The 13,865-nt window shown below is 57.1% G+C and carries 15 protein-coding genes; 10 read left to right on the top strand and 5 right to left on the bottom strand.

The features are described from left to right. The first annotated feature begins 25 nt into the window (after nt 1-25). From RGU70_RS05275 to RGU70_RS05230, 10 genes are all read left to right on the top strand, one after another. Nucleotides 26-637: a hypothetical protein gene (locus RGU70_RS05275; RefSeq protein WP_322208345.1), complete on the top strand. Its 612-nt coding sequence runs from the start codon at nt 26-28 to the stop codon at nt 635-637. Nucleotides 638-852: 215 nt separating this feature from the next. Continuing rightward, nucleotides 853-1,566, top strand: a complete 714-nt coding sequence (locus RGU70_RS05270; RefSeq protein ID WP_322208344.1) for a DUF1120 domain-containing protein — start codon at nt 853-855, stop codon at nt 1,564-1,566. A gap of 174 nt (nt 1,567-1,740) precedes the next feature. After that, complete coding sequence (locus tag RGU70_RS05265; protein WP_322208343.1) at nt 1,741-2,472, top strand: DUF1120 domain-containing protein; 732 nt, start codon at nt 1,741-1,743, stop codon at nt 2,470-2,472. 409 nt (nt 2,473-2,881) lie between these two features. After that, nucleotides 2,882-3,580 carry a DUF1120 domain-containing protein gene (locus tag RGU70_RS05260; RefSeq protein WP_322208342.1) on the top strand — a complete coding sequence of 233 codons (699 nt, stop codon included), beginning with the start codon at nt 2,882-2,884 and terminating at the stop codon, nt 3,578-3,580. A gap of 44 nt (nt 3,581-3,624) precedes the next feature. Beyond that, a complete protein-coding gene (locus tag RGU70_RS05255; RefSeq protein WP_322208341.1) occupies nt 3,625-4,341 on the top strand; it encodes a DUF1120 domain-containing protein in 717 nt (238 codons plus the stop codon). A gap of 393 nt (nt 4,342-4,734) precedes the next feature. Beyond that, nucleotides 4,735-5,448: a DUF1120 domain-containing protein gene (locus RGU70_RS05250; RefSeq protein WP_322208340.1), complete on the top strand. Its 714-nt coding sequence runs from the start codon at nt 4,735-4,737 to the stop codon at nt 5,446-5,448. Between the two features lie 132 nt (nt 5,449-5,580). Next, the gene (locus RGU70_RS05245; protein WP_322208339.1) at nt 5,581-6,291 is read left to right on the top strand and encodes a DUF1120 domain-containing protein; all 711 of its coding nucleotides are present in this window, start codon (nt 5,581-5,583) and stop codon (nt 6,289-6,291) included. A gap of 254 nt (nt 6,292-6,545) precedes the next feature. Beyond that, the gene (gene ychF / locus RGU70_RS05240) at nt 6,546-7,637 is read left to right on the top strand and encodes a redox-regulated ATPase YchF (protein WP_322208338.1); all 1,092 of its coding nucleotides are present in this window, start codon (nt 6,546-6,548) and stop codon (nt 7,635-7,637) included. Beyond that, complete coding sequence (locus tag RGU70_RS05235) at nt 7,630-8,505, top strand: SAM-dependent methyltransferase (protein ID WP_322208337.1); 876 nt, start codon at nt 7,630-7,632, stop codon at nt 8,503-8,505. Before ychF ends, RGU70_RS05235 begins: the two co-directional genes overlap by 8 nt. Nucleotides 8,506-8,691: 186 nt before the next feature. Then, on the top strand, nt 8,692-9,846 hold the full coding sequence (locus RGU70_RS05230; RefSeq protein WP_322208336.1) for a sensor domain-containing diguanylate cyclase: 1,155 nt from the start codon (nt 8,692-8,694) through the stop codon (nt 9,844-9,846). 1 nt (nt 9,847) lies between these two features. Here the strand turns inward: RGU70_RS05230 and RGU70_RS05225 are convergent, their stop codons facing one another. The 5 genes from RGU70_RS05225 to RGU70_RS05205 all read right to left on the bottom strand — a co-directional run bounded on the left by RGU70_RS05225 (nt 9,848) and on the right by RGU70_RS05205 (nt 13,849). Then, complete coding sequence (locus RGU70_RS05225) at nt 9,848-10,741, bottom strand: DMT family transporter (protein WP_322208335.1); 894 nt, start codon at nt 10,739-10,741, stop codon at nt 9,848-9,850. A gap of 202 nt (nt 10,742-10,943) precedes the next feature. Further along, complete coding sequence (locus RGU70_RS05220) at nt 10,944-11,204, bottom strand: YfhL family 4Fe-4S dicluster ferredoxin (RefSeq protein ID WP_322208334.1); 261 nt, start codon at nt 11,202-11,204, stop codon at nt 10,944-10,946. A gap of 37 nt (nt 11,205-11,241) precedes the next feature. Then, entirely contained in the window at nt 11,242-11,751 is a 510-nt protein-coding gene (coaD, locus tag RGU70_RS05215; RefSeq protein WP_322208333.1) for a pantetheine-phosphate adenylyltransferase, read from the bottom strand. A 107-nt stretch (nt 11,752-11,858) separates the two neighbouring features. Next, nucleotides 11,859-12,500 (bottom strand): 16S rRNA (guanine(966)-N(2))-methyltransferase RsmD, encoded by a 642-nt coding sequence (gene rsmD, locus RGU70_RS05210; RefSeq protein WP_322208332.1) that lies wholly within the window; start codon nt 12,498-12,500, stop codon nt 11,859-11,861. Further along, the gene (locus RGU70_RS05205) at nt 12,497-13,849 is read right to left on the bottom strand and encodes a pitrilysin family protein (protein ID WP_322208331.1); all 1,353 of its coding nucleotides are present in this window, start codon (nt 13,847-13,849) and stop codon (nt 12,497-12,499) included. The genes rsmD and RGU70_RS05205 overlap by 4 nt, the downstream gene beginning before the upstream one ends. Between the last annotated feature and the right edge of the window lie 16 nt (nt 13,850-13,865).

The following is a 13,865-nucleotide window of genomic DNA, read 5'->3' as shown; positions in this document are numbered from 1 at the left end:
ACACGTCACTCAACAGAGATAAAAAATGCCACGACTCATCACGCCAGCACACCTCGCCGGACAGACTCCCTCCGCGTCATTGCGCCGACGCATCCTGTACGCCATGTGCCTGCTTGCCGCGACTATCGGGCAACCGGTATCTGCCGAGCAAGCCGTCTGCAATCTGGTCGTCGGCAATCCTGAATACGACCTGGGCAGCATCGCCCCCGCTCAGGTCAATCAGCAACGTCTTGCCCAGGGGCTGGTTTCATTGGGAAAGCAAAATAATACCCTCAATGTCTTGTGCATACGCCCCACCCGCTTTGCGCTGTATTTCCGGGGAGCGCAGGGTGCTGGCGGGGAATATCGGGCGAACAATTCGCCGAAAGCCGCCACGCTCAGACTGACGCTGTCGCAAGGACAAACGGATGGTCAGCCGGTGACGTGGGTCTCGACGCTCGACGCCAGCCGCACCGCACACACCATGCCGCTCATGCCCGGTGCCGGTCTGCGCCCGCAAATAGCCGGGGCAGACGTGCCGCTCACCCGCCTGAGCACGACCGTCGAAATTGAAACCCTGTTCGACGTCACACAGCTAAAGTCTGGCGCAGATCAGGATCTGGCAGGTGAAGGCGTATTTGAGATCGTCCCGTTTTAAAAGACATCATCACGGACGCTGCGATTTTTACCCGCCGGAGACAAGAATCCATCGACCAAACCAGATCGCCCAACGACACCCAATTCAGACCATTCTTATCTCTTTATAAGGCGACTCCGATGGCGTCCCTCCGGTGATTGCCTGACAATACCCTGCTCAAAGCCCCGCCACGATCTCTGTCGACTATCGCGGATCCATTGCAGGAATCCCACAACATGAACCGAATACAAACACTCGCTGGATTCGTATTCCTGTTGAGCCTTTTCGGTTCTGCCGGGGCGGCGGACCCCATCCCGCCATCGGCCATGCTGACCGCGACTGCCAAAATCAAGGCCCCCGCGTGCAACGCAAGCGTCTCCGGCAATATCGATTACGGCGTGATCAGCCACTCCTTGTTGAATCCGACGAAAACGACTCAACTAAAAAGTAATGGCACCTCCCTCAACATCACTTGCGAAAGCGACACCTTTCTGCGGTTCAAAGTGACCGATGAAAAACCGGGTACGGCGATATCCCTGGGTACCGGGTACGTCCCTATCCTGTTCGGTAGCGAAACCACCTCCGTTGGCACAAGCAACCTGCTGGGATTGGGAAAAAGTACCAATGGAGTTCCCATCGGTGGCTACGTTTTGCAATTTGGGACCCCAACGGTCGTCAACAGTGCTGGCACGAGCATGAGTACTAGAGTCATCATCTCCGCCACCCCTGCCGGCTCCATAAGCGGCGGCGGATTCGCTCAGACATATTACGACCGGTCTACGCCCTATATTGGTACGGCCACCTCCAGCGACGGCTTGACCCCGGCGAAGGGAAAAACCTTTCTTTTTCCCCTCGCGGTGGTAGCAATCATCAACAAAAGTACTGCCTTTAGTGCCACCGATACCGTCGAGCTTAGCGGTAAGATCACGATGGAAATTGTTTATCTGTAAGCGTACATCGGACAATTTCTTTGCCTGCGCACGACGCCCTCCCCAACAAGCTCCCCGATTCAGACCATTCTTACCTCTTTATAAGGCGACTCCGATGGCATCCCTCAGGGGGATTGCCTGACAATACCCTGCTCAAAGCCCCCGCCACGATCTCTGCCTGCTATCTCCGATCCATTGCTGGAATTCAACAACATGAAGCGAATACAAACACTTGCTGGATTCCTCTTCCTGTTGGGCCTTGGCGGTTCTGCCGGGGCAGCGAAATCCGTCTCACCATCGTCCATGCTGACGGTGACGACCAAAATCAAGGCACTCCCGTGCAACGCAAGCATTTCCGGCACTGTCGATCACGGCGTGATCAGCCGCGCCTTGCTGCACCCGACGCAACTAACTCAACTCAACAGTCAAAACATCACCCTCAACATCGACTGCGAGGGCGATACCCTTCTGCGGATCAAAGTGAGCGATGAAAAAACGGGGGCTGGCATGAAGCCATCCGGGGATCTCAAGATGAAATTCGGTACGGGCCTATACACCATGGATAATCGCTCTGGACTCGGGCTGGGCAAGAACAGCGCGGGCATTCCCATCGGCGCCTATGCCTTGCAGTTCGCTTACGCAACGGTAGTCAATAGCGCTAATGCAAGCATGCCCGTCAAGTTAATCAGGGCGTCCAGCGCTACCGGTGCGATCAGCGAAACTCCAGCTGATACAGCATTTTTTTTAAATTTAGTACCCTATTTTGGCGCGGTCACATACAACGGCAGCAGCTGGGACCCGGCAGCGGGAAAAACCTTTACCTTCCCCATCGTGGTGGCAACAACGATCAACAAAAGCTCCCTCCTTAAAGCAGGCGATACCGCCGAACTTGACGGCAAAGTCACGATGGAAATCGTTTATCTGTAAGGCTTCTGGCGGCGGACAAAAGCGGGCCTGCCTGAAATTTTTCCGCACTGGATTTCTCTGTGCTATAGGACTCCCCTCCGCACACCATTCCTGATACGACTACCCCACCCCAGCTCCCGACATCAAACAAGACGCCAGCAACAGGCAAACAACAAGCAAGAAATAAGCAAGCAAGCACACAAATTCAGACCACTCTTAAGCATTTATAGGGCAGCTCTGATGGTTTCCGCACGGAAATTACCCGACCATAGCAAGGTGCATGAATGACTCGTCTCCCGATTCGTCTCTCCTGTTTTTTTGCGATTTCCATCATGCAGCGTGACGGTGGCATCGCCCTGCGCAAAGTTTGTTTTTTTGCCACTTCCTGATGGCCTGAACAAAGCATTTTTCTATTTATGAAAGGTTTCACATGAAGCTCCGTACGCAACTCTTTGCCGCCACTGTTCTGGCCGCCGCCACCGCATCCACTTATGCAGCCAGTTCCGTCTCGCTGGAAGTCAAAGGTACACTCGGCACTCCCGCCTGCACCATCGCTCTGGACGACAGCGGCGTCGTTACATTCGACGATATTGCCCGCACCATACTCAGCTCCACCGACCCCACCGGTATCGGTTCGAAAAAAATCAACGCCAATGTGAGCTGCTCAGGCATCACGCTGATCGCGCTCAAGGTAGAAGACAACCGGGCAGCAAGCCGACCTACCGCTGCAATGAAGTTCAAATTCCAGCCTGGCGGCAATGGTCCTGACGAAACTAACCTGCAGACTACTCATTACTTCAGCTTCAGCACTGACGAGACCACTCCCGTGGGTTTAGCCTCTTTTGCGATACGCGTAGAAAAGATTAAAGTCGACACCGTGGAGATCGCAGGGGTAAGGATGGGAAGCGACTACGCCGCCATGAATGGCGCGACTTATGCCAACTTTACGCATGTGAAACCGTCCGAACTGGTGGCTCCTTACGCCGCCGGCATCAACGTGCCCAGCTCTGGCAGAGATTTCGTTTTTCCTCTTGAAATCGCGGCCTCCGTCATGTCCACCTATCACATCCCTTCCGCCGCCGAAATTGTGCTCAAAGGCGATGCCACGGTCTCCGTCGTCTATCTCTGATGACTCTTGCGCGGATCATTTTTTCATTAAAGGAATTCAACACCATGAACAACATACAAAAAATCAGCGGATTCGCTTTTCTGCTGGGCCTCGCCGGTTACGCCTGCGCAGCAACGCCTGCGCCGGCTACCGCAGCACTCACTCTGAGCGCCAAAATCAAAGCCCCCGCGTGCAACGCAACCATCTCCGGCACGGTCGACCACGGCAGCATCTCACGCGGCTCGTTGAACCCCACAGAGTTTACTTTCCTGCCACCAAAATCTATCGCGCTACAAATTAGCTGCGATATGGATACCATGCTGTGGGTCAAGGTGACTGACGACAATACCGGGGCGGACATGAAGCCGGGTGGCTACCTGGGAATGGAATTCGATGTCGGCGCTCACCCGGATCAGCCGCCAGAAGCTTTTTTGGGCCTGGGCAAGTTCGCCGATGGCGTCTCCGTCGGAGCCTATGCTTTGCAATTCAACGAGGCAACGGTCATCAACAATACTGCCGTGAGTACTACCGCCCTTATTGCTTTATCTGACCGTCCCCGAGAGTGCACGAGTAGCTGTGGAACCGCGAAAGAGGTTGTCAGAAGCAGCTCGCCTTATGTATCGGCGACCGTCAACGAAAGTGGTTCCTGGCGCCACCCCGCAGGGAAAGAATTCACCTTCCCCATCAAGGTTGCCACCACACTCAACAAAGGCTCGCTTCTTACCGGCACCACGAACATCGATCTGGCAGGTAAAGCCACGATGGAAATCTACTTTTTGTAAGGCAGTTTCTGAAAAGTGGGCGCGTTGGCAAGTTCAGCGCAGCGGAGGCGACCGTACTCAGTGCGACAACCTCTCGCACCCTGCGCGGCCATCCATGAAAACATAGCCTCCGAAATGAATAGGGCCGGTTACGGTTTTAGGACTTACGCACAAAGCCACTGGCCAGGCGCATTGCCGCAGACAGTGCTCTAGCACGGCAAGGCAAGGCAATGCAACAACGCCACTGGCTAGGCGCATTGCCGCAGACAGTGCTCTAGCACGGCAAGGCAATGCAACAACGCCACTGGCTAGGCGCATTGCCGCAGACAGTGCTCTAGCACGGCAAGGCAATGCAACAACGCCAGCGGCTTTGTCCGTAAGTTACCCAATTCTTCACTCAAGGAATTCAGCACCATGAACAACATTCAAAAACTCGGCGGATTCGCTTTTCTGCTGGGTCTCGCCGGGTACGCTGGCGCAGCAACCCCTGCCAGCTCCGCTCTCAATCTGAGCGCCAAGATCACGATGCCCGCGTGTGATGCGAATATCGTCAGCGAGGTTGATTACGGCGTTATTCCGCGCGGCAGCCTGAATCCGGGTGAGGCTAATTATCTGAGCGAGAAAGCCATTACGCTGGAAGTCAGCTGCAATATGGACACTCTTATCTGGGTCAAGGTGACCGATGACAACCCGGGCACGGACATGAAACCGGACACCCCATTGCCCACCCAAGTCATGGGCTCCACTTTAATTACACTGCCATCAGAATCTTTACTCGGTCTGGGCCGCTTCGCCCCTAACGTCTCCATTGGTGCCTATGCTTTGCAGTTCGAGAAGCCGACGGTCACCAAAAATGATGGCACCTCGGTCGATGCCTATCTCGATGTGACTGACACTGTTGCAGCATGCGCAAGCGCCTGTGGATATCTCAACGAAAAGTTTTTCGATAGCCGTAAACCTTATATAACGACGACCACAGGCGGCGGTACGTCCTGGAGCAACGCAGCAGGGAAAGAATTCAGCTTCCCTATCAAGGTGCTAACCACTCTCAACGAGGGTGCCCTGCTTGCCGGTACGGACGACGTCGAACTGGAAGGCAGGACCACGATGGAAATCCACTATCTGTAAAGTCTTTTCAATAAAGTAAGCGAAGTAAGTGCGAGGGCAAGTTCAGAACAGTGGGGGCGACCGTCCTTTTACCAACGCGCCGCCCCCTGAATTTGCTCCGCAGCACACACGACTCACCCTACGTGACCCGCCATGAAAACAGCTTCTGCGAAATCAATAATAATGCAGTGTCTGGCAAGCGCCCTCCTGGGGATGGTGGCTACCGCGACGCACGCCGCCATGACGGCGCCGTGGAAAATGACGGGAGCACTCAAAGCGACCGTTTGCCAGATTGAGCTGCAAAATGATGGTCTTGTCGATTTCGGTGAAATTTTGCGTGGCCAACTCAGCCCATCGGCCTCCGTCGGAGTGGATGCCAAACCCTTTTCCGCCACGGTTCAGTGCGACAGCCCGACGCTGGTGGCGCTCAAAATAACGGACAACCGGCCTGCGTCGAGCAAGCCCAACCGTGGGATGAATTTTCAATTCAAGCAGCCTGGTTCAGGCGCACTCGCCATAAATCTTGCCCCGATCAAGTTTTTTTCACTAGGCTCCACGAGTGGACAACCCATCGCGGCCCTGGCGATTCGCATGAACAAAGTGTCGGTCACCGATGCCACCGGCACCCTTACCAGTTCCCACCTCATGACGGGCCCGGCAAGAGATTCCCTCACTAGCAGGCCCTATGTGGACACCTCCTCTGGCCACCTGATCGCCCCCTCGAACAATACCGTGCTGATAAGCGGCACGCGCTTCGTCTTCCCAATGGAGTTGGCTGCGTCCATCGAAAAAGGGGGCAACGTCCCCAGCAACGCCGATATTGAACTCAAGGGCAGTGCGATCGTCGAGGTCATTTACCTCTGACAAGTGCCGCGTTTACGTGGGGCAGGCAGGCCTGAATCAAGTGATATAGCTTAGGGCGAAGTCGGACAGCCACAACGCCTCCCCCACCCTTTTGGCCTTATCCCGGCAAGCGAACGGTTACAATTGCGGCTTGGCATGCCACCTGCCGGTCTGAGCGCCTCTCCCCAGAGGCCAACAGCGCAGGAAATACCCGGCAAGCGCAGCACAATTCGCAGCACAACTAACAAATAACCTCTCGATCCGGAAAATTTCTCATGAGTCTCAAATGCGGCATTGTCGGCTTGCCCAACGTTGGTAAGTCCACCCTTTTCAATGCACTAACCAAGGCCGGCATCCCTGCCGAAAACTATCCCTTCTGCACCATTGAGCCGAACAACGGCATCGTCGAGGTGCCAGATCCGCGGCTGACCGCGCTGGCCGAGATCGTCAAGCCAGAGCGTATCCAGCGCGCCACGGTGGAATTCGTCGATATCGCCGGGCTGGTGGCCGGTGCTTCCAAGGGCGAAGGACTGGGCAACCAGTTTCTGGCGCATATCCGCGAAACCGACGCTATCGTCAACGTGGTGCGTTGCTTTGAAGATCCGAACGTGATTCACGTTTCCGGCCGCATCGATCCGCTGGACGATATCGCCGTGATTCAGACCGAACTGGCATTGGCCGATCTGGCCGCGCTGGAAAAAGCCATCCATCGCGAAAGCAAAAAAGCACGCGCCGGCGACAAGGATGCCGTCAAGCTGCTGGCCATCATGGAACGCATCATGCCTTTCCTCAACGATGCCAAACCGGTGCGCGCCGCCGGTCTGGATGCCGAAGAGATGGAACTGATTAAACCGCTCTACCTGATTACCGCCAAGCCCGCGATGTTTGTCGGCAATGTGGCCGACGATGGTTTTGAAAACAATCCCCTGCTCGATCAGCTGACCGCCTACGCCAAAGCGCAAAATGCGCCGGTCGTCGCCATCTGCGCGGCAATGGAAGCCGAAATTGCCGATCTGGACGACGCCGACAAGGGCGCTTTCCTGGCCGACATGGGTCTGGAAGAGCCGGGGCTGGATCGCCTGATCCGCGCTGCCTACACACTGCTGGGCCTGCAAACCTACTTCACCGCTGGCGTCAAGGAAGTGCGCGCCTGGACCGTCCACGTGGGCGCGACCGGCCCGCAAGCTGCCGGTGTGATCCACACCGACTTTGAACGCGGCTTTATCCGCGCCCAGACCATTGCTTACGAAGATTTCATCCATTTCAAGGGCGAAGCGGGTGCGAAAGAAGCCGGCAAGATGCGTTCTGAAGGCAAGGAATACATCGTCAAAAATGGCGATGTGATGAATTTCCTGTTCAATGTCTAAAAGTACAAACAAAACCAAAACCAAGGTGCCGGAAGCGGCGGTGCTGCCGCCCGAAATCCGCCCCGGTCAGTCGCTGGAATTACTCAAGGAATTGCACATCCTGACGCGCGACGGCAAGCTCAATCAGGACAGCCGTCGCAAGCTCAAGCAGGTGTACCACCTCTATCAGTTCATCGAGCCGCTGCTGCAAGAGATTCGCCTCGATCATCCCGACGTGCAGCTGGTCGACCACGGTGCGGGCAAGTCTTATCTGGGCTTCATCCTGTACGACCTGTTTTTCAAAACGCTCGATAGCGGCTCACGCATTTTCGGCATAGAAACGCGCGAAGAGCTGGTGCAGCAATCGCGACAACTGGCGACCCGGCTCGGGTTTCCGGGCATGGAATTTCTTAATTTGTCGGTAGCGCAATCGACCACGTCGGACTTGTTGCCGGCGCACATCGATATCGTGACCGCCTTGCATGCCTGCGATACGGCGACCGATGACGCCATCCACTTTGCCCTGCAAAAACAGGCCAAATTCATGGTGCTGGTGCCTTGCTGTCAGGCCGAAGTGGCCAAAGCCTTGAATCTGAACAAGGGCAAGGCCTTGCAGCAGTCTTCGCTCACTGAACTGTGGCGGCATCCGCTGCATACCCGCGAATTTGGCAGCCAGCTGACCAATGTCTTGCGCTGCCTGCAACTGGAAGCGCACGGGTATCAGGTCAGCGTAACGGAACTGGTGGGCTGGGAGCATTCGATGAAAAACGAGCTGATCATTGCCCGTTACAAGGATTTGCCGCGACAACGGCCAGCCGAACGCTTGCAGGAAGTGTTGCGCAGCGTGGGACTGGAGAGCATGTCGACCCGTTTTTTCAGCGCGCTGTAAATTCTGCTTTAAATCACGCTGCCATCTGCCAGCTTCGATTGAAAAGACGGCTCAGGAAACACATTCCCTGAGCCGTCTGTAATACTGCGGTACTACTCGTGTGGCAAACTTCGGACAGTTAGGACAGGGGCGACGCAAGCTGCGGCGCAGATCGATCAAACAGTCGGCTTTCAGACCGGGACAGACATGGAACCATCGCACGCCGCGGATCTGTCGGCGATGAATGAGGACTTGCTCGACGAGAACCATCGTCTGCATGCCGAAATGCAGGAATTGCTGAAGCTGGCCCATACCAACCAGCAAATCATGCACAAGCATCAGGCATTCGATCTGAGTCTGATCGGTTCCGGCAGTTTTCGCGAACTGATCGAAGCGATTTCCCAAACCATGCCGCACACCTTCCAACTGGAAGCCGTGACGCTGACCCTGATCGACGCCGATTACGATATCCGTCATATCCTGGACGACCTGAAAATCGGTCTCAGGGAATTTCCCCATCTGCTGTTCCGGCAAGCACCCTTGCCGGACGACAAGTCCGGCCCGGAACTCGGGACCTACGATAGTCAGCGGCATCGCCCCATGTTTCCCCTCTATGTCCCCGCCAGCGTGGCAATTCTGCCGTTGTCACGACAACACAAGTTAATCGGTTATCTGGCGCTGGGCAGCGCGCATGAAACCCGCTTTGCCAGCCATCTGGCAACCGACTTCATTGAGCGGCTGGCGTCCATTGTCGCTATCTGTCTGGAAAATGTGATCAACAGCGAGCGCCTCAAGCATATCGGTCTGACCGATCCGCTCACCGGCATCAGCAACCGTCGCTACATCGAACAACGCCTGCAGGAAGAACTGGCGCGCGCGCAGCGGGAACGATCGGGGCTGGCGTGCCTGTTTATGGATATCGATCACTTCAAGCGCATCAATGACCAGTTCGGCCATCACAGCGGCGATCAGGTCTTGTGCGAAGTGGCCAACCGGATCAAAAAGGAATTGCGCCTCAGCGATTCCTTTGCCCGTTTCGGTGGAGAAGAATTTGTGGTGCTGCTGAATCAGGCCACGATGGCCGATGCCATGCGTATCGGCGAGCGCATCCGTCTCAGTATTGCGTCCCGCAATATGGAAATCAGCGGCTTTGCGCCGGTCAGCGTCACTATTTCAGGCGGCGCGGCGGCAGTCATTGCACCCGACCGCAGCGTCAGCGCCGAGGCACTCAAGCAACAGCTTCTGGCGCGGGCCGATCAGGCCCTGTACCGCGCCAAGCATACCGGCCGCAATCGCCTTATCGCTGCTGAGGGATTACACGATAACCATCCGTCTGCGCCAGCCGGGACAGCGTCCTCGTAAATTACGATGGCAGCGTTTTGCCAGTCGGCAAGTCGCGCACGACCCAGGGCGCAGCCACAATCAGCAGCCCGCCCACCATATCCTGCCAGCCCAGGTGCGTCGCCCCCATCCACCAGGAAGACAAGGCCGACACCAGAATTTCGCTCAGCATGATGACGGCGATGATGTTGACCGGCAAGCGGGCCGCGCCGTATTGCAGGCACATATTGGAAATCAGCAGCAGCACAGTCCACAGCGCCAGCGTCGAGACGATGTGCGCATCGAAGTGGGCCGGCAAGCTCACTACCCATCCCAGCATCAGCAGTACGCCTGCCAGCACACCCGCCAGCAGCGCTGCGCCGCCGAACATGGCGATGGCGCGCGCGCCGTCCGGCACTCCACGCAAGCGCCGCAACATGACATTGGTGAAGGCGAACGACAGGCCGCCCAGAATGGCGACCCAATCCGCGCCCGAGCGTGGCAGCGGCAAACCCAGCTCAGGCCGGTATAGCACGATCATTGCGCCACCCAGACCGAGTGCAATGCGCGCCAGCGCGCGCGGCGTGATGGCCTCGTTCAAGATCAGTCGCGCCAGCAACACCGCCCACACCGGCATCAGATAAAACAGCAGCACCACCCGCACCACGTCGCCGAAGGCCATGGCGATATTGAAGCAAACATTGGTCAGGCCGGTGGCCAGCGCGACATAGAGCAGTTCGGGATGACGCCACATCTCGCGCCATGCGCCCGGCCGCGCCAAAACCATAACTGCCGTGCAACAGGTAAAAATGAAGGCGGTCGCCCACAGGGGATGCATGCCTTGCACTTGTAGCGATTTGAAGCCTATCCAGGACAACCCCCATATCAGGGCATTAAGCAGCAGAGCGCCCGCAGCGGAAGAAGAGAACGACAGCATGGAATTCCTGAAATAAGAAGAGCAAATGGAAGAAAAAGCGGAAGGGAACGTGGAAACAAAAACGGCGGAAGTACTGACCCGCTAAGCAGATGTTCCAGCGGAAGAACTCAGCTTTTGCGCCGACATGGGCGAATGACTTGCAGGCACTTTTCGGACGACGGGTCAGATCTGAGCAGCGGTCAGGATGCGCCCGCCTGAGTCCTTATTTCAAACCGGCCGCGACTTGCAAAGCCTCGTATTTTTCCTGCAATTGCTCTTTGCTTTCGCGCCAGGCGGGATCGAAGGGGATGCAACTGACCGGGCAGACTTGCTGGCATTGCGGCTCATCAAAATGCCCTACGCACTCGGTACATTTGTGGGGGTCGATTTCATAAATCAGCGGCCCCATGTAAATGGCCGCGTTCGGGCACTCCGGCTCGCACACATCGCAATTGATGCAGTCGTCGGTGATCAGCAGAGCCATGCAGGCTCCGGCAAGAGGCAGAGTGGCAGCATGAGTATCATTTTGCGGCGGTGGCTTCCAGGGCGGCGTTGGCATCCATTTTTTTCTTCAGCCATTGTTCGACCGAAGGAAAAACGAATTTCGATACGTCGCCGCCAAACAGGGCGATTTCACGCACGATGGTGCCGGAGATGAATTGGTACTGGTCGGAGGGTGTCAGGAACAAGGTTTCGACATCCGGCAGCAGGTAGCGATTCATGCCCGCCATCTGGAATTCATATTCGAAGTCCGACACAGCGCGCAAGCCGCGCACGATCACGCGGGCATTGTTTTGCCGCACGAAATCCTTGAGCAAGCCGGAAAAACTCTCGACCCGGACATTGGGATAGTGACCCAGCACTTCATTGGCAATCGACAGCCGCTCTTCCAGCGAAAAAAACGGTTTTTTGTTTTTGCTGTCAGCCACGCCGACCACCAGCTCGCTGAACAAGCCAGATGCGCGACGTACCAGATCTTCATGACCTCGTGTCAATGGATCGAATGTTCCAGGATAAACAGCTATGACCATGTGGCGTTCCTCTCCCTCAATGTCCCAGAGACTAGCGGCCTGACCGCTGTCTTGTGTTTATATATGTCATCGGCAACAACACTGCCGGGAGGCCATTATGCCTTAATTCAAGCGGCGCTTTTGCAACGCAGCAAATGATAAAAAACCAAACCGGCACGGTCGGCGCGCAATATTTCCCATTGCGCCGTCCATTCTGGTGCGTCCACGCCTTCCAGCGATTCCTCTGCTTCCACATACGCCAGCCCACCCGGCGCGAGCAATTGAGCGCATTGCGGCATGATCTTTTCCAGCCATCCCTGGTGGTAGGGCGGATCGACGAAGACCAGATCAAAACTACCCGGCTGACGCTGCGCCAGCGCGGTTGCCAGCACCAGCGCATCGCTGCGCACAATGCCGACCTGCTGCGCATTGAGTCGGGTTTTTGCCGCGTCGAGCTGCTGTAGCGCTGGCGTACTGTTTTCCACCAGCGTGACCTGCGCTGCGCCGCGACTGGCGGCCTCAAAACCAAGCGCACCCGATCCGGCGAACAGGTCAAGACATTGCAGACCGCTCCAGTTGCCGTCGAGCAGATGGCCTAGCCAGTTGAATACGGTTTCCCGCACCCGGTCGGGCGTAGGCCGCAGACCGGCGGCGGCCGATACCATGAGCGGCGTGCGCTTCCACTGCCCGCCGATAATGCGCACCTGATGCGATTGCACTGCCTGATGCTGCGGCACCTGCTTAGGCGCTTTTTTGCTCGCCTGCTTCATAAAGTTCCTCCGACGACGACGGTGCTCATGCGTCCCGCATCCAGCTTGCGACGGAAGGCTTGCAGGACATCGGCGCGCGTGACGCGGGCCACGTTGGCGGTCCAGGTGTCGGCGTAATCGAGCGGCAGTCCGTAATAGCCGATGAGCGTGACCAATTGCAATAACTTGCCGTTGGTGTCGATGTTGAGCGGAAAACCGCCGATCAGATTGTCCTTGGCCGCTTGCATTTCGGCTTCGCTGGGGCCATCGCGCAAGAATTTCGCCAGCGTATCGCGGGTCACTTGCAGCGCCTGCGCGGTCTGCTCCTTCTTGGTCTGCACCTTGATCTGGAACGGTCCGGCCTGCTTCATCCCACTAAAACCACTGCTGATGCCATAAGTGAGCGCGCGTTTTTCCCGCACTTCTTCCGACAGCCGCGAAACCAGCCCGCCGCCGCCGAGGATATGGTTGCCGACCAGCAGCGCAAAAAAATCCGGGTCGCCGCGCACCAGCGCCGGTGCGCCGATCAGGATATGCGCCTGCGATGCAGGATGCGGGATCTGCTGCTCACTCGCCGCAGCAGGCGGAACCTCCGGCATGGCCGGCAAGGCGTCCCCTTGCGGCAGATTGCGCGTCAGTTGTTGCGCGATGGCGTCTGCCTGCGCTTTCGTCACATCTCCGACCAGAGACACGACGGCATTGCGGGCGACGTAATGCGACCGGTAAAAGGTCTGCACATCGGCATGGCTGATCGCTTCCAGCGAGGCCACTGACGGTGACTGTCCATAGGGATGCGTGCCGTAGAGACGCGCCATGAAGGCCTGCGCAGCGATATATGCCGGCCGGGTCTGCGCTTCGCGCACGGCGGCGATCTGGAGCGTGCGGTCACGTTCGAACAGCGCGATAGGCAAACTCGATTGCGCCAGCATCCGCGCCAGCAGGGTGACAGCGGCATCGCGTTCCGTGGCGGCAGACAGGGTGCGCAGGCCAATATCGGCGCGATCGCTGTCGAGACTGCTCTGCGGCTGGGCGGCAATATCGGCGAAACCGTCGAGAATCTGCGCTTCGGACAAGGCTGGCTGGGCGGCACCGTTGGCATCGATTCCGTCCTTAGTCGCGGCTACGCCGCTCGACAGCAAGCCCAGCGTCAGACTGGCCAGACCCGACTTGCCGGGCGTATCGCGCCGTGCGCCGGCATCGAAATCGACCCGCATGTCGAGCATCGGTATCGCATGGTTTTCAACCAGCAGCACACGCACGCCGTTTGCCAGCGTCCAGGACTGGATTTGTGGTGCGGCTTGGGCCTTGGAGGCCAGACCAAGCAAGGAGAGGGACAACAGCAGAGGCAACGAGGCCAGCAATTTTTTCATAGCAACAGTGAAGAAG

The sequence above is a fragment of the Herbaspirillum sp. RTI4 genome, from assembly GCF_034313965.1.
GTDB lineage: Bacteria > Pseudomonadota > Gammaproteobacteria > Burkholderiales > Burkholderiaceae_D > Herbaspirillum.
This window is presented reverse-complemented; position numbering and strand designations above follow the sequence as displayed.